Source organism: Streptomyces sp. NPDC031225 (assembly GCF_055570355.1).
Map to the genome: position 1 here is coordinate 266,850 of NZ_JBVIHJ010000010.1, position 20,552 is coordinate 287,401.

Here is a 20,552-nt window from a genome sequence, read left to right on the forward strand (position 1 = left end):
CGTCCTCCCCCCCCCCCCCCCTCCCCCCCCCCCCCCCCCCCCCCCCCCCCCCCCCCCCCCCCCCCCCCCCCCCCCCCCCCCCCCCCCCCCCCCTCGACAGCGTTGTCGGCATCCGCGGGCGACGCGGTGCCACCGAGCAGGTCGAGGGACCGGTAGACGGTCCCGGAACGGGCGAGGAGGTCGAGGCGGGCCTCGACGCCGTCGGTGATGCCGATCTCCAGGGTCCCGGCCTCGGCCTGAAGCGCGAGTGGTCCTCGTACGGCCTCGTCGACACCGATGTCGGCCTGCTCGGCCCGGATGCCGACCGCGGCGTGCGCCCGGCCGATGCGCACGTCCCCGCTGCGCACCGACACATGCGCGTCGCCGATGCACTCACCGAGGTGCGTGACGCCCTGGGTCCGGGTGAGCCGCGTACTGCCCTCGACGGTGCCGATGCGCAGGTCGCCGCTCTCGGCGACAGCCTCGACGTCGCCGGACACCCACCCCACGGTGACGTTGCCGAGCAGGGAGTTGAGGTGCAGTGGTCCGGTCCGGTCGAGACGGATGTGGCCGCAGTCGACGGCGATCCGGCACTCCCCCAGCCGGCCGGTGCCGTGGAAGTCCGCGGCGAGGGCCTTGCCGTACACGGCGGAGCCGGCCGGAAGCTCGATGGCGACGGACACGGCCCCGCCGCTGCGGGGCAGGTCGCCCGCGCACGGGACGGATACGAGCAGCTCTGCGCCGTCGCAGGTGACGACGGCCTCGGCCGCGGTCACCAGGTCGCGGAAGTCGGCACGGTCGGCGGGGAGAACGTCGACGGTGGTGTCGGTGCGGTCGCCTGCGGTGATCCGCACGTCACCGACGTTGAGTTCGATGGTGGCGAGGATCGGTTCCGGAGTGTCGAAGACCTGCATGACGATGCCCTCAGCGGAGTGAAAGCGCAGCCCGTGGCTCACGGAGGGGGTGGGCCACGGGCTGCGCGGGGGATGAGCGGGCGGGGTGAACCGGTAGCCGGTCCGGCTCAGGCAGCGACCGCCTCCTGCTCGGTCGCGTCGGCCTGCTCGGTGCTGTCCGGCTGCCCCGCCCCGCCCTGGCGAAGCAGCCAGGAGGCCACCAGTCCGCCGAGCAGGACCGCGACCGCGCCGATCAGCTGGGCGGTGGTCAGGCTGTCCGCGAAGGCCTGGTGCACCTGGTGCGTCGCGCTCGGGCCGGCCGCCGCGACGGCGTCCGGCAGGGAACGCGCGGCGCTGTCGGGCACCCCGGCGGGCAGCGCGCCGGCGAAGCCCACGGTCAGCACCGCGCCCAGGCAGGCGACGCCGAGCGAGTTGCCGACCTCGCTGATCGTGCCCATCAGACCCGAGCCGACACCCGCCTTCTCCGGCGGGATCGAGGTCATCACCGCACCGGCCATCGCCGGCTTGGCGCAGCCGACGCCCGCGCCCATCAGCACCAGACCCAGCAGGATGCCCGGGTAGGAGCCGTCACGGCCGAGCACCGCGATGGAGGCGAGACCCGCCGCCATCAGGGCGAGGCCCAGACCGGTGGCGACCGGGGGCGCCAGCTTGGCGGTGACCCGCACGCCCACACCGGTGAGGTTGAGCGCGACGAGCGTCAGCGCCATCGGCATGAGGCGCAGGCCGGCCTCGAGCGGGTCGTAGTTCAGCACGAACTGCAGGTGCTGGGTGAGCAGGTAGAGCGAACCGGACAGGCCGAACGCGACCAGCACACCGCCGGAGACGGCACCGCGGAAGCGGGGGTTGGCGAAGAACGACATGTCCAGCAGCGGGTGCGGCGTGCGGCGCTCCCAGAGGATGAAGGCGGCCATGACGAGCACTCCGCCGAACCCGGTCAGCAGGGTGCGGCCGGAGGTCCAGCCGTACTCGGGACCCTGGATGACCGCGTAGACGACCGCCGTCATGCCGACGGTGGACAGCAGCGCGCCGAGCAGGTCGGGGCGGTCGCCGTGCGGGTCCTTGGACTCCGGGACCAGCTTGGCCACGGCCACCAGGCCGATGAGGCAGACCGGCACGTTGACCAGGAAGACCGAGCCCCACCAGAAGTGCGCGAGGAGGACGCCGCCGATGACGGGCCCCAGCGCCAGGCCGAGCGAGGCCACACCCATGATCACGGTGAGCGCCTTGGGCGTCTCCTCCGCGTCGAAGGTGCGGACGATGATCGCCATGTTGGTGGCGAGCAGCAGGGCGCCGCCGATGCCCATGCCCGCGCGGGCGATGATGAGTTGGACGGGTTCCGTGGCGAAAGCCCCGGCGAGCGAGCCGGCCCCGAAGAAGGCGAGACCCAGCATCTGGGTGAGCTTGCGCCCGTACCGGTCGGCGAACCCGCCGGCGGTGATCAGCAGGCCCGCCTGGACCAGTGAGTACGCGCCGATCACCCACTGGGTCTGCGAGGTGGTGGCGCCGAGTTCCTTGGTCAGGGAGGGGATGGCGACGTTGAGGATGGTGTTGTCGAGGATGACGACGAGCTGCACCAGGCAGACGACGCCGAGGATCAGCCAGCGATCCCCTCGACGCTTCGGCTGGGTCACGGATTTCTCCTTCTCATGGGGCGTGCATGGGGTTCGGCAGAGCGACGACGCGTATGCGCCTACGAGAAGTGACTCCCGTCGTCGTGGGGGGTTCCTTGCTCGTTCGCCGACGACGTTACGGAGGGCGCTTATCGCTTCGTTATCGGTCCGCCGGGGCGCCCGCGGCCGGGCGCGCGAAAGCGCCCGGCCGGGACATCCCGGCCGGGCGCTGCGCCGAACTGCTGGCCCACGGCCAGTCGGTGACTACCTGTCGAGCAGGACCGGCATCGAGCGGACGCCGACCATGTCCGGGGAGGGGAAGAACTCCGTCGGCCGGGCTGGATCGGACCTGAAGCCGGGGTAGCGGTCGAGCAGGGCGTTGACCGCGATCCTGCCCTCAAGCCTGGCGAGCCGGGTGCCCAGGCAGTAGTGGACGCCGTGACCGAACACGACGTGGTCGTTGGGGCTGCGGTCCGGAAGGAACTCGTCGGGCCGCTCGAACTGGAGCGGGTCACGGTTGGCCGCCGCCACCCACGGCAGGATCATCTGGCCCTTGGGAACAGTGACACCGCCGATCTCCACGTCCCTGAGCGTTCCCCGGGACAGCACCGCGGCCGGCGGCAGCAGCCGCAGGGCCTCCTCGATCGCGCCCGGCACCAGGGAGCGGTCCTCGCGCACCCGCGCCAGCTTGTCGGGCTCGGCGTCCAGGCAGGCCATGACGTTGCCGAGCATCATCGTGCTGGTGATGTGGCCCGTGATCAGCAGCACGTTGGCCACGTTGACGATCTCGTTGTCGGTGAGCCGTTTGCCGTCCTCCTCGACCTGTGTGAGATAGGTCAGCAGGTCCTCGCGCGGGCTCCGGCGGCGGGCCAGGACCTGTTCGAGCATGTAGTCGAGCAGGGGCTGCAGGCGCTGCTCGGCACTGTGGATCTGCTCCTCGGCGTTCTCTCCGCCGGCCACGAAGTCGATGCCCGCCATGTTCTCGACGATGTCGAACGCGGCGCCCTTGAACAGGTCGAGGTCGTCGACACCGAGGAGGTCGGCGATGATGCGGACCGGCAGCGGATAGGCGAGATCGGCGACCAGTTCGAAGCTGCCCTTCTCGGCGACCGCGTCGAGCAGTTCACCTGTGACCTTGTGGATCTGCGGTTCCAGGTTGGTGATGATCCGGGGGCTGAACGCCCGCCCGATCAGCTTGCGGTACATGGTCTGTTCCGGCGGATCCATCTGGGAGACGTCGCCCGCCATGAACTTCTCGTCGACCTGCACCGCGGCAAGGTCGGCCGTCCTGGCCGAGAACGTCTCGTGGTCGCCGAGGATCTGCTGCACCTCCCGGTATCCGTAGGCGCACCAGGCGCCGAGCGCCTCGTTGAACTCGACGGGCTTCTCGGGCCGGACTCCGCGCATCCAGGTGCTGCCCGGGTGGACGTTCCACCGCTCGATGACTATCGACATGGGAAGGGGTTTCCTCTCTGGTTCCCGGGACCCTGGACTATTTCTCGGCGGCCATCGCGGCCCGCAGGCTCCTGGGCCGCAGGTCCGTCCAGTGCTCCTCGACATAGGCCAGGCACTGGGCACGGCCCGCCGTGCCGAACACGGCCCGCCAGCCCGCCGGCACCTCGGCGAAGGCCGGCCACAGCGAGTGCTGGTCCTCGTCGTTCACCACCACGAGGAACTCGCCGTTCTCGTCGTCGAAGGGGTTGCTGCTCATGTGTCGCACTCCATTTCGGTTGACCAGCCGGTCCGTGCGGTGAATTCCCGGCCGAGAATCCGGCAGATGTCGGCGGCGGGCTCCGCGTTGATCATTTCGTGGTGCGTGGTCTCGATGTCGTACTGCTTGATGGATCCGGTGATGTACGGCTTCCACCGGTCGCCGTGTATCCCGTCCGGGTTGGGCACGGCGTTGAAGAAGACCGCGTCTCCGTGGAAGACGGGCGAGTGGAAATCCCCGGACAGGGAGGTGTGGTTGACGATCACCCGGACCGCGTTGTCGAGGAACGTCTCGTACTCCCGCGATCCGGCCATGCCGGTCAGGTGCCGGCGGAAGTACTCCCGCAGCGCGCTCGCGGTGGGTGCGGGCTGCGTCGCCAGGTAGTCGCCCGGCACACAGTCGAGCATGGCCAGGAACGCCACCTCGTGGCCCCGGCCCTGCAGCCGCGCGGCGATCGCCTGGGCGAGCGTGCCGCCGATGGAGTACCCGGCAAGGTGGTACGGCCCCTGCGGCTGGACCGCCAGGATCTCCTCGACGTAGTCCCCGACCATCTCGTCGAGGGACGCGGGAAGCCGGCTCCCCCCGTCGAATCCCTTCGCCTGGATTCCGTGGATCGTCCCGAACTGAGGCAGTCGGCCGCCGAATCCGAGGTAGGGCCAGCAGATGCCGCCGCCCGGGTGGACGAGCCAGAGCGGTTCGGATCCGTCGGCCGGACCAGCGGCGTTCCCCTTGATGGTCAGGACCGGGGCGAACGGGCTGCCGGCCGGTCCGGCCTCGCCCTCCGACTCCAGGAAGGCGGCCAGTTCGGCGACGGTCGGGGCGTCGAACACGGTACGCAACGGCAGGTCGACGCCCAGGACGACGCCGATACGGCTGATCAGCCGGGAGGCCAGCAGGGAGTGTCCGCCGCGGTCGAAGAACCCGTCGTCGACGGTGACGGAGTCGAGCCCCAGCACCTCGGCGTACAGGCCGCACAGAATCTCCTCGCGGGCGGTGCGCGGCGCCCGGCCTGCCGGCTCTCCCGCGTAGTCGGGCCTGGGCAGCGCCCGCCGGTCGACCTTTCCGCTCAGGGTCAGCGGAATCTCGTCCAGGACGACGAGGGCCGCGGGGACCATGTGCTGCGGCAGGCGCTCCCGGACCAGCTCGTGCACCTCGGCCACCAGGAGCTCCGCCGGCTGTGCCGATGTGCGGCCGGCCGGCACCACGTAACCGACCAGACGCCGGTCACCGGCGCTGTCGTCGACGACCACCACGGCCCGGTCGACCCCGGAGTGTGCCGTCAACGCGGCCTGAACCTCCCCGAGTTCGATGCGGAAACCGCGGATCTTGACCTGGTCGTCGGCGCGGCCGTGGAAGACCAGCGCACCCTCGGCGTTCCGGGCCACCACGTCGCCGGTGCGGTACATCCGCTCCCCCGGCTCTCCGAAGGGGCAGGCCACGAAGCGCGAGGCGGTCACGCCCGGCCTGCCGAGGTAGCCGCGGGCCAGCCCCGCCCCGGCGATGTACAGCTCGCCGGGCACTCCGACCGGGACCGGTGACAGCATCGCGTCCAGGACGTACAGGCGGGTGTTGTGGATGGGCGTGCCGATGGGGAACACCCGGTCGTCCGGGGCCATCGGGGCGCTCATGGTGGCGCACACGGTGGTCTCGGTCGGGCCGTAGACGTTCATCATCCGGCGGCCCGGAGCCCACTGGGCGACCAGCTCGGGCGGTGGCGTCTCACCGCCGACCAGCAGTGAGACCACGCCGGTCAGCGAGTCCGCCGGGAGTGCGGCGAGCAGGGAGGGCGGCAGCATCATGTGCGTGACGCCGTGCCGGTCCACGGTGCGGGCCAACGGCAGCCCCGGTGCCAGGTCCTCCTTGTCGGCGAGGACGAGGACGGCGCCGGAGAGCAGCGCCGTGAACATCTCGCACAGGGAGACGTCGAAGCTCGGCGAGACCAACTGCAGCATCCGGCTGTCGGGAGTGACCGCCATCCGCCGTACGTGCGCCGCGACCAGGCTCGCCACACCGCGGTGGGTGACCACGGTGCCCTTGGGCTGCCCGGTGGAGCCCGAGGTGTAGATGAGATACGCGGCGCTGTCCGGCCGGGTGTTGCGCTCGAGGGGCGCGGTGGAGCCGGTCTCGGGCAGCCGGTCCACCCGCAGGGTGTCGAGCTCGTGCCCGGCCAGCACCTCGGCCGCGGCGGCGTCGACCAGCGCGAGCCGGGCGCCGGAGTCGCCCAGCATGTACGCGATCCGTTCGGCCGGGTAGGTGTGGTCCACCGGCAGATAGGTCCCGCCCGCCTTCGTCACGCCGAGCAGGGCGACGACCAGGTCAGGCGAGCGGCGGGTGGCCACCGCCACGACGGTTTCCGGCCCGACTCCCCTCGCGCGCAGCGCGTGCGCCAACCGGTCGGCGCGCTGGTCCAGTTCGCGGTAGGTCAGCCGCTGGTCCTCGTGGAGCAGCGCCGTCGCGTCCGGGATGGTGGCCGCCGCGTGCTCGAACTGGTCTGCCACCGTTCCCTCGGCAACGGGCTCGGCCGTGTCGTTGAAGCCGGCGAGCAGCCGTTCCCGTTCGGCCGCGGACAGCACGTCGACCGCGCCGACGGGTACGTCGGGGTCGGTCGCCACCTGGCCGAGGATCCGTGCGAACCGCGCGGCGATGTCCTCGGCCAGGGCCGGGCCGACGTAGTCCTCCAGGTACTCCATGACCACGTGCAGGCGGTCGTCGGCCGCGGCCGCGATGCCCAGCGGATAGTGGGTGCCGTTGCCGGTGGACACTCCGGTGACGGCGATGCCGCCGTGCGCGTCGGCGTCGCCGAGGCCGTCGCGTTCCATCGGGAACGACTCGAAGACGACGACGGTGTCGAACAGGCTGTTCAGACCGGCGGCCCGGCAGATGTCGGGCAGGCCGATGTGGTGGTGGTCGAGCAGCTCGCCCTGTCTGTGCTGGAGGCCGGTCAGCACCTGCCGCAGGCTCTGCCAGGGCGACAGTTCCACCCGCACCGGCAGGGTGTTGATGAACAGGCCCACCATGGACTCCACGCCGGGCACCTCGGGCGGACGGCCCGACACCGTCGTGCCGAACACCACGTCCTGGCGGCCCGTCAGGCCCGCGAGGACGATCGCCCAGGTGCCGTGTACCAGGGTGTTGAGGGTGATGCCCAGGTCGGCGGCTGAGCGGACCAGGGCGCGGGCGGTGTCGGCCGACAGCGGGATGTCCCGCTGCCCCACCCGCTGCGGGTCCGCCTCGACCGTGCGGTCGGGCACGAGCAGGGTGGGTTCCTCGACCCCGGCGAGCTCGGTCCGCCAGGCCTCCGCGGAGGCCGCGGCGTCCTGCTCGGACGCCCACACCAGGAAGTCGCGGAAACCGCGCGCCCGCGGCAGGACGGAGGCGTCGCCCCCGGATCCGTAGAGGGCGAGCAGCTCGCCCATCAGGACGCTCAGCGACCAGCCGTCGAGCAGCGCGTGGTGCGAGGTCAGGACCAGCTCGGCGCTGTCCGGCCCGGTCAGCGCGAGGCTCAGCCGCAACAGCGGCGGGGTGGCCGGGGCGAAGCGGTCGGCCCGGTCCGTGGCGAGGAACCGCTCGAACTCCTCGGACCGCGGTACCTCGTCGAGGTCTCGCAGATCCGTGAACCGCCAGGGGAGTTCGACGTCGTCGACGACGAGCTGGACGAGATCGCCGGCCGTGTCGGAGACGAACGCGGTGCGCAGGTTGTCGTAGCGGTCGAGCAGCGCCTGGCCCGCGGCCCGCATGCGCCGCGGGTCCACGGCGCCGGTGAGCCGGTAGACGACCTGCACGTGGTAGGCGTCGTGGGCGGTGTCGGCGAGCATCGACTCGAAGAGCAGGCCGGACTGCAGGGGGGTTGGCGGCCACACGTCACGCAGGGACGGGTGCTGCTGCTCCCAGCGCTCCAGCTCGGCCTGGCCGACCGTGACCAGCGGCACGTCGGAAGGGGTCAGACCACCCGCACCCGGCCGCCCGACATGACGGGCCAGACCCTCCAGGGCCGTTCCCCACAGGTCGGCCAGCTCCCGCACCTCGGCCTGCGACAGCACTCCTGTGGGGAAGCCGAAGCGAACGCCGAGCCGGGGCCCGTCGGGCGTGTCCGTTACGGCCGCGTTGATCTCCAGGGTGGACATCACCGGCATGTCGGCGTCCGGCGTCGCGATCAACTCACCCGCGCCCGCAGCCTGGTGGAAGCCCAGACCCCGCAGCTCCTCGGGCATGTCGGCCGCGGTGAAGTGGCCGAGGTAGTTGAAGGCGATCTGCCCGCTCGGCCGCGACGCCAGCACGGCCGCCGTCCCGTCGTTCAGGTAGCGCAACAGGCCATAGCCCATCCCCTTGTCCGGGATGCGCAGCACCTGCTCCTTCACCGCCTTGACCACCGACCCGGCCGCCATACCCCCGGCCAGCGCGTCGTCGAGGTCGGTGTCACCGACATCCAGACGCACCGGGAACATGCTGGTGAACCAGCCGATGGTGCGCGACAGATCAGCACCCGGCACCACCGCTTCCTCACGGCCGTGCCCCTCCAGCCGCACCAGCAGCGACGACTCCGCCACACCCCGGCCATGACGCCAACGCGCGACCGCCACCGCCAACGCACCCAGCAGACCGTCGTTGACACCCGCACGGAAAGCCGCCGGCACATCGGTGACCACGGCTCGGGTCACCCACGCCGGAACGTTGAGCCACACATGCTCGACGGTGGACACCGTGTCGACGGTCGCGTCCAACGCCCGCGTGCCCAGCAGCGGATCGGATCCTTCGACAACGGACCGCCACAACTCCAGCTCCGCCACCCGCTTTGGCGAGGACGCCTCGTCGACCAGGGCGTGCGCCCAGCGCCGCACCGACGTCCCCACGGCGGGCAGTTCGGGAGTACGGCCGTCACGGACGTCCTTCCAGGCGGCGGCGAGGTCGGGCAGCAGGATCCGCCACGAGACACCGTCCACGACCAGGTGATGCAGGACCACGATCAGCCGACCCGGGACATCCGGCCCGGCGTCGAACCACACCAGTCGGCCCATCACACCCGCAGCCGGATCCAACAAGCCGGTCGCGGCGTCGAGTTCGGCCTTCGCCACCTCCAGCCAGGCCTCGTCCCAGACCCCGTCGCACTCCACCCGGTGCAGCAGCGAGCCCACGTCGACCGAACCCGGCGCCGTCACCGTCATCCCGTCACGGGTCAGCCGTGAACGCAGCACGTCATGCCGGTCCCACACCGCACCCACGGTGGCGAACAGTCCCGCCTCGTCGATACCGACAGGCAGCTCGGCAACCGCCGACATGGTGAACCGGCCGTATCCACCGCCCAGTTCGAGCAGGTACTCGGCGATCGGCAGCAACGGCTGGAACCCGACGCCGCCACCCTCCAACTCCTCCAGGGCCTCACTGACGGCAGCGCGTCCGGCGGCCACCGCCGCGAGTCCGGCGACTGTCCGGTGCTGGAAGATCTCCCGCGGAGTGACCTCCACACCCCGTGCCCGCGCCCGCGAGACCACCTGGATGGAACGGATACTGTCCCCGCCCACCGCGAAGAAGTCGTCGTCCACACCGACCCGATCCGCACCCAGCACCTCGGCGAACACCCCGGCAAGCACCCGCTCCGCCTCGGACGACGGCTCCCGGTACTTCTCGCCGCGGAAGACCGGCTCGGGCAGTGCCGCCCGGTCCAGCTTGCCGTTCGGGGCCAGGGGCAGCCGGTCCAGCACCACGAACGCCGACGGCACCATGTACTCCGGCAGCCGTCCGGACACGAACCGGCGCAGCTCCTGAGTCGACACGCCCGCCGTCAGGTCGAGGTGGCTGCGGCCCGTGCCGGTGGTGTCGTCGGTGGGCCCGGTGGTGCGGGCCGGGACGACATAGCCGACGAGCTGCTTGGTGCCCGCGTTGCCCTCCCGGACCACCACGGCGGCCTGGGCGACGCCGGGGTGGGCGGTCAGGGCCGCCTCCACCTCACCCGGCTCGATCCGCAGACCCCGGATCTTGACCTGGGCATCACCCCGGCCCACGTACTCCAGCCGGCCCTCACGGTCCCACCGCACCAGATCCCCGGTCCGGTACATCCGCGCACCCGCCGGCCCGAACGGATCCGGCACGAACCGCTCCGCCGTCAGGCCGGGGGAACCCCGGTAGCCGCGGGTGACGGACGTGCCCCCGACGTACAGTTCGCCGGGCACGCCGGGCGGCACGGGCAGCAGCCCCTCGCCGAGCACATGGGCGCGTACACAGTCCAGCGGGGAACCGACCGGAGCGACCGCGCCGCCGGTCCGGTCCTGGGCGCCCGAAAGCAGGAACTGCGAGACGTAGTAGGTCTCGGTCTGGCCGTAGCCGTTGACGATGCGCACCCCGGGAAAGGCCGCACGCGCCCGCTCCACCAGCGAACCCGGCAACGCCTCACCCGCGAACACCAGAGTGTCCACAGCGACCCTGCCCACGATCTGGTCCAGCAGCTCGGAGAACACCGACGGCACCGAACTGACAACACTCCCCTGCCAGCTCTCCCGCTCCCCCAACTCCAGGACATCCCGCACCACTTCGACGACACCGCCACTCGTCAGCGCCGTCATCACCTCGAACACCGACACGTCGAAGTTGATGGAAGTACCCGCCAGCATCCGCTTGCCCGGGCCCATTTGGACGGCGTCCACCTGGGTCGGCAGGCAGTCGGCGATGTTGCGATGGGTGGCCGTGACGCCCTTGGGGACGCCGGTGGAGCCGGAGGTGTACATCACGTAGGCGAGGTTGTCGGGGTGCAGGTCCACCGTGAGGGGGCTCGGGTCGCCGCCGTCGAGGTCAAGGTCGTCGAGGAGGACCACGGGGACGTCGTGCCCGGGCAGGGCGGGTGCCGTCGCGGCGTCGGTCAGCAGCAGCACCGGGCGGGCATGCTCCAGCATCAGACCGAGCCGTGCGCTGGGGTAGCGCGGGTCGATGGGCAGGTAGGCGCCGCCGGACTTCATGATGCCCAGCAGGGCGACCACCAGGTCCGCCGAGCGCGGCAACGCAAGCCCCACCACGGACTCCCGGCCCACACCCCGCCCGACCAGGGCACGGGCCAGCCGGTTGGCCCGCTCGTCCAGCTCCCGGTACGTCAACCGCACCGCACCGCACTCCACCGCCGGCGCGTCGGGGCAGGCCAGGACCTGCCGCTCGAACAGGCCGTGCACGGTGGTGTCCACCGACACGCCCGGTACGGTGCGGCCGTCGAGCCGCTCGCGCTCGCCCGGCAACAGGACGTCCACCTGGTCGATGCGGCGCGCGGGGTCGGTCACCAGCTGCTCGACGGCGCGCAGGAAGCGGTCGGCGAGGTGCTCGGCAGTGGAGCGGTCGAACAGGTCGGCGGCGTACTCGAGGTTGCCGACGACGCCCTGGCCCGGGATGTCGCCCAGGTTGAAGAACAGGTCGAACTTGGCGGTGTCCGAGAACGAGGGTTCCCACCTGACCTTGAGCCCGCGCATCCCGAAGTCCTCGCGGGCGATGTTCTGCCAGGCGAACATCACCTGGAACAGCGGGTGGTAGGCGGTGGAACGCTCCGGGTTGAGAACCTCCACCAGACGCTCGAACGGCGCGTCCTGGTTGTCGTACGCCGCCAGCGCACGGTCCCGGACCCGGCCCAGCACCTCACGGAACGACGGCGCACCGGACAGATCCGCGCGCAGCACCCACGTGTTGACGAAGAAGCCCACCAGGTCGGCGAGCCCGGCGTCGGTGCGGTTGGCGATCGGCGAGCCCATGGTGATGTCGTCGCCCCCGCCGAGGCGGCCGAGCAGTACCGCGAGCGCGGACTGCAGCACCATGGCCTCGGTCGCGCCGCTGTCCCGGGCGAGCCTCGCCACCTCGGTCATGACCTCGGGGGCGATGCCGAACTCGACGACGTCACCACGGTGGCTGGGCGCCGGGGGGCGGGGCCGGTCGGTCGGCAGCTGCAGCGGCTGCGGCGCCCCTGCCAGCTCCTGGCGCCAGAACTCCGCCTGGGCGGCCAGCAGACTGCCGGGGTCGTCCTCGTCGCCGAGCAGTTCGCGCTGCCACAGCGTGTAGTCGACGTACTGGACGGGCAGTTCGGCCCAGTCGGGTTCCCGGGACTCCAGACGGGCCTCGTACGCCAGGGCCAGGTCGCGCGCGAGGGGGGCGATCGACTCGCCGTCGACGGCGATGTGGTGGATGACGAGGGGCAGCAGGTGTTCCTGGGCGCCGAGCCGCAGCAGTGCGGCGCGGATGGGAATGTCGGCGGCCAGCCGGAAGGACCGGCCGATGATCCGGGCGAGTTCCCCGTCGACCGTGTCCGGTGTCACCTCTGTCAGCGCGACGTCCAGGCCGGCGTCGGCGACGGGCAGCACCCGCTGGTACGGCCGGCCGTCGGCGTCCTCGGCGACGAGCGTGCGCAGGGTCTCGTGCCGGGCGACCACGTCACGCAGCGCAGTGCGCAGCGCGTCGACGTCCAGCGGCCCGGTCAGGCGCAGCACGAAGGACTGGTTGTACGTCGCCGACGGCCCCTCGAAGCGGTCCACGAACCACAGGCGGCGCTGGGCGAAGGACAGCGGCACCCGCTCGGGCCGGGTGTCTGCGCGACGCAGCCGCGGCCGGGCCGGGCCGCTGGTGGCCAGGTGCCCGCTCAGCCGGGCGACGGTGGGCGCGTCGAACACGCGGCCGACGCGGACCTCGGCGCCCAGTTCGGCGCGGATGCGGTTGACGAGCCGGGTGGCGAGCAGCGAGTGACCGCCGCGGACCAGGAAGTCGTCGTCGATGCCGACCCGTTCCACGCCGAGCACCTCGGCGAACAGCCGGCACAGCACCTCTTCGGTGGCATTGCGCGGGGCGCGGTAGGGCACGCCGGCGAACTCCGGCTCGGGCAGCGCGGAGCGGTCCGCCTTGCCGTTGGGCAGCAGCGGAAGCCGGTCGAGCGTCACGAACGCGGAGGGCACCAGGTGGTCGGGCAGCTTCGCGGACATGTAGCCGCGCAGGTCCCGCGGCGGCCCGCTCCCGGCCGGGACGACGTAGGCGGTCAGATACGAGGACGCCGAGACGCCGCTCGCGGGGCTCCGGCGGGCGATGACGAGGGCCTGTTCGACGTCGGGGTGGGCCAGCAGGGCCGCCTCCACCTCGGCGGGCTCCACACGCACACCGCGGATCTTCACCTGCCCGTCGCCCCGGCCGACGTAGGCGAGCTGGCCGTCGGGGGTCCAGCGGGCGAGGTCGCCGGTGCGGTACATGCGCGAACCGGCGGGACCGAACGGGTCGGGCACGAACCGCTCGGCGGTCAGACCGGCCTGGCCGAGGTAGCCGCGGCCCAGCGAGGCACCCGCGACGTAGAGCTCGCCCACCACGCCGGGCGGCACGGGCCGCAGCCCGGTCCCGAGGACGTAGGCACGGCCGTACCGCAGGGGGCGGCCGATGGGCGCGCTCGCGCCGCCGGTGAACTGCTCGCCCGCGCCGAGCGTGTAGGCCGTCGCGTAGAAGGACTCGGTCTGGCCGTAGCCGTTGACCACCCGCGCGCCGGGGAAGGCCGCGCGGACGCGTTCCACCAGGGAGCCGGGCAGTCCCTCGCCCGCGAACACGAGGGCCTTGGGGTTGATGCGGCCCGGCAGTTCGTCGAGGAGTTCGGCGAACGCGGACGGCACCGAGTTGACCACGTCGGCGGACCAGGTGTCCCGCTCGCCCAGGGCGAGGACGTCGCGGACGAGTTCGACGCTGCCGCCGTGGCTGAGCGTCGCGAAGATCTCGTACACGGACACGTCGAAGTTCACGGACGCGCTCGCGAGCATCCGCATCCCGGGCCTGACCCCGAGGGCGTCGACCAGGCCGGGCAGGACGCTGGTGACGTTGCGGTGGGTGATGCTGACGCCCTTCGGCCGTCCGGTGGATCCGGACGTGTACATCACATAGGCGACGTTCTCCGGCCGGGCCGCCACCGGGTGCGCGGACGCGGCGCCGGGGTCGGTGAGTTCGGCGAGGGTGGTGGTGAAGATGCCGGTGTCCGGCAGGACGGCCGCCGCCCCCGGGTCGGTGAGGATCAGCGACGGGGCCGCGTCCGACAGGAGGAACTCCAGCCGGGCGCTGGGGTATTCGGGGTCGATCGGCAGATAGCCGGCGCCTGCCTTCAGCACGCCGAGCAGGGCCACGACCAGGTCGGGGGTACGGGGCAGCGCCACCGCCACCAGCGACTCCGGGCCGATGCCGCGGGCGGCCAGGGAGCGCGCCAGCCGCTCGGCGCGCCGGTCCGTCTCCGCGTAGGTCAGCGACTCCTCGCCGCTGATCACCGCCACGGTGTCGGGTGCCGTGGCGGCCCGTGCCTCGAACAGCGCGGGCACGGTCGTGTCCGGCACGGTCGGCGCGGCGGTGCCGCTGAGGCGCAGCACACGCTCACGCTCGGCGGGCGTGAGCACGTCCACCGCGCCGACCGGCGACTCCGGGTCGGTCACCAGCCTGCGCAGCACCTGCTCGAAGCGCTCGGCGACGAGCTCCACCGCAGGCCGGTCGAACACGTGCGGCTGGTACTGCAGCGACAGGCGCAGGCCGGGGTCGGCGTCGGCCATCACGGTCACCGGGTAGTGGGTGCCGCTGAAGGGCGTGATGCCGGTGATGGCGACGCCGGCCGTGTCGTTTGCCTCGCTCAGACCGACGTGGTCGACCGGGTACGACTCGAAGACGACGATGGTGTCGAAGAGCCGGGTCGCCCCGACCGACCGGTGGATCTCGCCGAGGCCGTGGTGGTGGTGGTCGAGCAGCTCGCCCTGTCTGTGCTGGAGGCCGGTCAGCACCTGCCGCAGGCTGTGCCAGGGCGACAGTTCCACCCGCACCGGCAGGGTGTTGATGAACAGGCCCACCATGGACTCCACGCCGGGCACCTCGGGCGGACGGCCCGAGACGGTGGCGCCGAACACCACGTCCCGGCGGCCGGTGAGCTGGCCGAGCAGCACCGCCCAGGCACCCTGCACCAGGGTGTTGAGAGTGACGCCCAGATCGGCGGCGCACGCGGACAGCCCGTGTGACAGGGCCGGTGACAGCGGTACGTCGACGTTGCCGACGTCGTCACTCCGCGTGGCCGGGCCTTTGTCCCGCACGAGCAGCGTCGGCTCTTCGAAGCCGTCGAGTTCGGCCGTCCATGCCTCGGCCGCCGCGGCACGGTCCTGCCGCGACTGCCAGGCCAGGAAGTCGCGGAAGCCACGCGTCCGGGGCAGGACGGAGGGGTCGCCGGCGGAGCCGTACAGCCGCAGCAGGTCCTGCATGAGGGTGGGTACCGACCAGCCGTCGAACAGGACGTGGTGGGCGGTGAGGACCAGGGCGGAGCGGTCCGGTCCGCGGGAGACGAGGGTGAGCCGCAGCAGTGGCGGCGCGGCCGGGTCGAAGCGCTCGGCGCGGTCGGCGGCCAGGAACCGCTGGAAGGCCTCCTCGTCGGCGTCGGTCAGATCCAGGTGCCGCCAGGGGAGTTCGACCTCGCCGAGGACGAGCTGGACGAGATCGCCGGCCGTGTCGGAGACGAACGCGGTGCGCAGGTTGTCGTAGCGGTCGAGCAGCGCCTGGCCCGCGGCCCGCATGCGCCGCGGGTCCACTGGCCCGGACAGGTGGTACGCGAACTGCATCTGGTAGGCGTCGTGGGCGGTGTCGGCGAGCATCGACTCGAAGAGCAGGCCGGACTGCAGCGGGGTCGGCGGCCACACGTCACGCAGGGACGGGTGCTGCTGCTCCCAGCGCTCCAGCTCGGCCTGGCCGACCGTGACCAGCGGCACGTCGGAAGGGGTCAGACCACCCGCACCCGGCCGCCCGACATGACGGGCCAGACCCTCCAGGGCGGTCTGCCAGAGCAGGGCCAGTTCCTCGACGTCCGCCCGCCCGAGCACACCGTTGGGGAAGCCGATACGGGCGGTCAGCTCGCCGGAGTGGTCGACGAGCGCGTTGATCTCCAGGGTGGACATCACCGGCATGTCGGCGTCCGGCGTCGCGATCAACTCACCCGCGCCCGAAGCCTGGTGGAAGCCCAGACCGCGCAGTTCCTCCGGCATGTCGGCCGCGGTGAAGTGACCGAGGTAGTTGAAGGCGATCTGCCCGCTCGGCCGGGACGCCAGCACGGCCGCCGTCTCGTCGTTCAGGTAGCGCAGCAGGCCATAGCCCATCCCCTTGTCCGGGATGCGCAGCACCTGCTCCTTCACCGCCTTGACCACCGAACCGGCCGCCATACCCCCGGCCAGCGCGTCGTCGAGGTCGGTGTCACCGACATCCAGACGCACCGGGAACATGCTGGTGAACCAGCCGATGGTGCGCGACAGATCAGCACCCGGCACCACCGCTTCCTCACGGCCATGCCCCTCCAGCCGCACCAGCAGCGACGACTCCGCCACACCCCGGCCATGACGCCACCGCGCGACCGCCACCGCCAACGCACCCAGCAGACCGTCGTTGACACCCGCACGGAAAGCCGCCGGCACATCGGTGATCAGCGCACGGGTGACCGAGGTCGGCACCCGCAGCCACACGTACTCCTGCGTGGAGATGGTGTCGACAGCGGGGTCGAGGGCGCGGGTGCCCAGCAGCGGATCGGATCCTTCGACAACGGACCGCCACAACTCCAGCTCCGCCACCCGCTTTGGCGAGGACGCCTCGTCGACCAGGGCGTGCGCCCAGCGCCGCGCCGACGTCCCCACGGCGGGCAGTTCGGGAGTACGGCCGTCACGGACGTCCTTCCAGGCGGCGGCGAGATCCGGCAGCAGGATCCGCCACGAGACACCGTCCACGACCAGGTGATGCAGGACCACGATCAGCCGACCCGGGACATCCGGCCCGGCGTCGAACCACACCAGTCGGCCCATCACACCCGCAACCGGATCCAACAAGCCGGTCGCCGCGTCGAGTTCGGCCTTCGCCAGCTCCAGCCAGGCCTCGTCCCAGACCCCGTCGCACTCCACCCGACGAATCAGCCCAGCCACGTCCACCGAACCCGGCGCCGAAACCGTCAAACCGTCACCGGTCAGCCGTGAACGCAACACGTCATGCCGGTCCCACACCGCCCCGACGGTCGCGGTCAGCCCGGCCGCATCGATCCCCAGCGGCAGTTCCGCCACCGACGACATGCTGAACCGGCCGTATCCACCGCCCAGTTCGAGCAGGTACTCGGCGATCGGCAGCAACGGCTGGAACCCGACGCCGCCACCCTCCAACTCCTCCAGGGCCTCGGTGGCGGCGCCGCGTCCGGCGGCCAGCGCCGCGAGTCCGGCGACTGTCCGGTGCTGGAAGATCTCCCGCGGGGTGACCTCAACCCCGCGTGCCCGCGCCCGCGAGACGACCTGGATGGAACGGATACTGTCCCCGCCCACCGCGAAGAAGTCGTCGTCCACACCGACCCGGTCCGCACCCAGCACCTCGGCGAACACCGCCGCGAGCACCCGCTCCGCCTCGGACGACGGCTCCCGGTACTTCTCGCCACGGAAGACCGGCTCGGGCAGTGCCGCCCGGTCCAGCTTGCCGTTCGGGGCCAGGGGCAGCCGGTCCAGCACCACGAACGCCGACGGCACCATGTACTCCGGCAGCCGTCCGGACACGAACCGGCGTAGCTCCGGTACCGAGACACCCGCCGTGAGGTCGACGTGCAGGTCGCCGATGCTCTCGGCGGCGCCGAGGTCCGTGCCGACGACGCCGACCGGCACCACATAGCCGACGAGCTGCTTGGAACGGCCGCTGTCGTGGACGGTGACGGCGGCCTGGGCGACGCCGGGGTGGGCGGTCAGGGCCGCCTCCACCTCACCCGGCTCGATCCGCAGACCCCGGATCTTGACCTGGGCATCACCCCGGCCCACGTACTCCAGCCGGCCCTCACGGTCCCACCGCACCAGATCCCCGGTCCGGTACATCCGCGCACCCGCCGGCCCGAACGGATCCGGCACGAACCGCTCCGCCGTCAGGCCGGGGCGGTCGTGGTAGCCGCGTCCGACGACGCCCGCGACGTACAGCTCGCCCACGACACCGGGTGGCACCGGCCGCAGGCTCCCACCGAGTACGTAGGCGCGCATGTTGCGCAAGGGCTCGCCGATCGGCACGCTGCGCGTGGCGTCCCAGTCCTGTGCCGCCTCGACGGTGAACGTACCGGCGTAGAAACTCTCGGTCTGGCCGTAGCCGTTGACGATGCGCACCCCGGGAAAGGCCGCACGCGCCCGCTCCACCAGCGAACCCGGCAACGCCTCACCCGCGAACACCAACGTGTCGACAGCCACCCTGCCCACGATCTGGTCGAGCAACTCGGAGAACACCGACGGCACCGAACTGACGACGCTCCCCCGCCAGCTCTCCCGCTCCGCCAACTCCAGTACATCCCGCACCACTTCGACCACGCCGCCACTCGTCAGCGCCGTCATCACCTCGAACACCGACACGTCGAAGTTGATGGAAGTACCCGCCAGCATCCGCGAGTCGCGGCCCACTCCGACCACGCTGGCCAGCCGCAGCACACCGTTGACCACGCCGTGGTGGGTGATCGACACGCCCTTGGGGACGCCGGTGGAGCCGGAGGTGTACATCACGTAGGCGAGGTTGTCGGGGTGCAGGTCCACCGTGAGGGGGCTCGGGTCGCCGCCGTCGAGGTCCAGGTCGTCGAGGAGGACCACGGGGACGTCGTGCCCGGGCAGGGCGGGTGCCGTCGCGGCGTCGGTCAGCAGCAGCACCGGGCGGGCCTGGGAGAGGACCGTGCTCAGGCGTCCGCCGGGGTAGCGCGGGTCGATGGGCAGGTAGGCGCCGCCGGACTTCATGATGCCCAGCAGGGCGACCACCAGGTCCGCCGAGCGCGGCAACGCAAGCCCCACCACCGACTCCCGGCCCACACCCCGCCCGACCAGGGCACGGGCCAGCCGGTTGGCCCGCTCGTCCAGCTCCCGGTACGTCAACCGCACCGCACCGCACTCCACCGCCGGCGCGTCGGGGTCCACGGTGAGCTGCTGCTCGAACAGTTCCGGGATGGTGAGCGCGGGCGTGTGCGCCGCCTGCCCGGCGAACCTGGCCAGCCGCTCGCGCTCGCCGGGCAGCAGCGCGTCCGTCGCGCGGATCGGCCGGTCGGGTTCGGCGAGGAAGGTGTCCAGGAGCTGTACGAAGCGGGCCCCGATGTTCTCCACCGTGACGCGGTCGAACAGATCGGTCGCGTACTCGACGACGCACCGCATGCCGCCGTCGGCGGGGTCGACGGCGAAGTTGAACTCGAGGTCGAACTTCGCGGTGTGCGTGGGTACGGCCTCCAGTCGGCCGTGCACGCCGGGCAGGCCGAGGTCGATGCGGTCGTTGCTCTGCCAGGTGAACATCACCTGGAACAGCGGGTGGTAGGCGGTGGAACGCTCCGGGTTGAGAACCTCCACCAGCCGCTCGAACGGCGCGTCCTGGTTGTCGTACGCCGCCAGCGCCCGGTCCCGGACCCGGCCCAGCACCTCACGGAACGACGGCGCACCGGACAGATCCGCGCGCAGCACCCACGTGTTGACGAAGAAGCCCACCAGGTCGAGCAGTGCCTCGTCCACGCGTCCGGCGATGGTGGCACCGATGGGTATGTCCTCGCCCGCGCCCAGGTGGTGCAGCAGCACCGCGAGGGCGGTCTGCATCACCATGGGCGTGCTCGCGCCGTGCACGGCGGCGATCCGCTCCGCCGCCTCGGCCAGCTCCCGCGGGACGGGGAAGTCGACCATGTCGCCACGGTGACTGATCACCGTGGGCCGCGGCCGGTCGAAGGGCAGCTGCAACTGGTCGGGGGAGCCGGCGAGTGCACCCCGCCAGTACTCCAGCTGGACGGCGAGCGGGCTGTCGGGGTCGTCCTCGTCGCCCAGCATCTCGCGCTGCCACAGCGTGTAGTCCCGGTACTGGACCGGCAGTTCCTCCCAGTCGGGTTCCCGGGACTCCAGACGGGCCTCGTACGCCAGGGCCAGGTCCCGGGTGAGCGGCACCATCGACTCGCCGTCGGCCGCGATGTGGTGGATGTTGAGGACGAGGGTGTGCTCCTCGCGCCCCGTGCGGATCAGGGTGGTGCGCACGGGGATCTGGGAGGACAGGTCGAAGTGGTGGGCTACCGCCCGCGCCACCAGGGCGTCCGCCTCGTCGGGGGAGGCCTCGATCAGGGGGAGGTCGAGGCGCAGTTCCCCGGCGGGTACGACATGCTGCGCGGGCACGCCGTCGTCGACGACGAAGACCGTGCGCAGACTCTCGTGCCGGATCACCACGTCACGCAGGGCCGACGCCAGCGCTGCCACGTCGAGCCGGCCGGTCAGGCGCAGCAGGAAGGGGATGTTGTACGTCGCCGACGGCCCCTCGAAGCGGTCGATGAACCACAGGCGCCGCTGAGCGAAGGACAAGGTCGTCATGTGGGGTCTACTCCTCGGTCGGTCGTCC

The 20,552-nt window shown here is 71.8% G+C and carries 4 protein-coding genes; all 4 read right to left on the minus strand.

Features of this window, described 5'->3' with window-relative positions:
* Positions 1–1,000: 1,000 nt before the first annotated feature.
* The 4 genes from ACZ48Z_RS19575 to ACZ48Z_RS19590 all read right to left on the minus strand — a co-directional run bounded on the left by ACZ48Z_RS19575 (position 1,001) and on the right by ACZ48Z_RS19590 (position 20,524).
* A complete protein-coding gene (locus ACZ48Z_RS19575) occupies positions 1,001–2,524 on the minus strand; it encodes an MFS transporter (RefSeq protein ID WP_468737089.1) in 1,524 nt (507 codons plus the stop codon).
* 243 nt (positions 2,525–2,767) lie between these two features.
* A complete protein-coding gene (locus ACZ48Z_RS19580; protein WP_468737090.1) occupies positions 2,768–3,958 on the minus strand; it encodes a cytochrome P450 in 1,191 nt (396 codons plus the stop codon).
* 37 nt (positions 3,959–3,995) lie between these two features.
* On the minus strand, positions 3,996–4,214 hold the full coding sequence (locus ACZ48Z_RS19585) for an MbtH family protein (RefSeq protein ID WP_468737091.1): 219 nt from the start codon (positions 4,212–4,214) through the stop codon (positions 3,996–3,998).
* A complete protein-coding gene (locus tag ACZ48Z_RS19590) occupies positions 4,211–20,524 on the minus strand; it encodes an amino acid adenylation domain-containing protein (RefSeq protein WP_468737092.1) in 16,314 nt (5,437 codons plus the stop codon). The genes ACZ48Z_RS19585 and ACZ48Z_RS19590 overlap by 4 nt, the downstream gene beginning before the upstream one ends.
* Positions 20,525–20,552 lie beyond the last annotated feature (28 nt).

Excerpts from the sequence above, each read along its gene's own strand:
- ACZ48Z_RS19580 (WP_468737090.1), bottom strand. The coding sequence starts at position 3,958 with ATGTCGATAGTCATCGAGCGGTGGAACGTCCACCCGGGCAGCACCTGG.
- ACZ48Z_RS19585 (WP_468737091.1), bottom strand. The coding sequence starts at position 4,214 with ATGAGCAGCAACCCCTTCGACGACGAGAACGGCGAGTTCCTCGTGGTG.
- ACZ48Z_RS19590 (WP_468737092.1), bottom strand. The coding sequence starts at position 20,524 with ATGACGACCTTGTCCTTCGCTCAGCGGCGCCTGTGGTTCATCGACCGC.